The 612-nt window shown below is 61.4% G+C and carries 1 pseudogene; it reads left to right on the plus strand.

The features are described 5' to 3' along the window. Positions 1 to 612 (plus strand): annotated as a pseudogene (locus ACS603_RS23435) (IS5 family transposase); the annotation flags it as partial.

Below are 612 nucleotides of genomic sequence, written 5' to 3' on the forward strand. Positions count from 1 at the left end.
GGCCGGACGATGAGGCGATTCAGGCCGGGTATGAGTCAGCAACGCCTTCATCCCGCAGAAGATCCCGGCACTATTCTGACCCTGCCATCCCGGCCGTCCCCGTGATTAAACGTGTATTCCGGCTTACCCTGCGGGCCGCACAGGGCCTTACCGGCTCCATTTTTGCCCTGACGGACGTTACGCTGCGCTGCCCGGATCACACCCGCGTCAGCAAGCGGGCAAAGCCGGTTAATGTCAGTGTCAGGGCACCCGCCCGGGGTGAAACCGCGCACCGGGAGACGGATTCCACCGGGCTGAAGGTCTCTGGTGAAGGCGAATGGAAAGTCAAACAACACGGCAAAGAGCGCCGCCGTATCGGGCTGCTGATGGCAAAACACATGAAATCATCTGCGCAGGCCTGTCGCCGGACAACGTAACGGACCCGGAAACCTTCCCGGTCCTTATCCGGCAGACTCACAGAAAAATCAGGGCAGCAGCGGCAGACGGAGCTTACGGCACCCGGCGGTGTCACGATGAACTGCGGCGAAAGAACATCAGCGCCCTTATCCCGCCACGCAAAGGAGCAGGATACGGGTCAGGGGAGTCTGCAGACCGCAATCGTGCAGTGGCGGA

The organism is Enterobacter sp. Li2LvB3 (assembly GCF_056156645.1).